Origin of the sequence: Thermococcus sp. M36 (genome assembly GCF_012027355.1) — an archaeon.
GTDB lineage: Archaea > Methanobacteriota_B > Thermococci > Thermococcales > Thermococcaceae > Thermococcus.
On record NZ_SNUH01000366.1, the window covers coordinates 1 to 388 of the forward strand.

Sequence of the window (388 nt, forward strand, 5' to 3'; positions counted from 1 at the left end):
CTGCATCTAACAATAAGCTACTGATATGAACCACCATTTTTTCTCCACGCCATAAATCGTTTTCAAGAAAAGAAACATTTTTTAAATCTACTTTCTGAAGGTTTAAAACCAACCCCTTTTTATTGTTTGTTGTTTTCTTTTTATCGGGTGAAGCAAAATAGTCTGCAATAAATTGATAGTTCCACTTGGCATTTGTTCTTTGCAGTTTTACAACTGCATCTTCCAAACCTATGTATTTTAAATCTGCTTTGTCTTTCAGAATAAACCAATCTGTTATTCTTACTTTTAAAGCACCTGCATATAAAATGGTATCTTTTTGTTTGTCTCTTATCAAAACACCTTCAAGGTTTAATTTATCTAAAAGAGAAAAACTAATGTTCTTTATACG

1 protein-coding gene is annotated in these 388 nt (G+C 30.4%); it reads right to left on the reverse strand.

The annotated features are described in order from the left end of the window. Positions 1–388, reverse strand: a 388-nt coding sequence (locus E3E36_RS12685; protein ID WP_167895669.1) for a hypothetical protein, incomplete at both ends; no start/stop codon positions are given.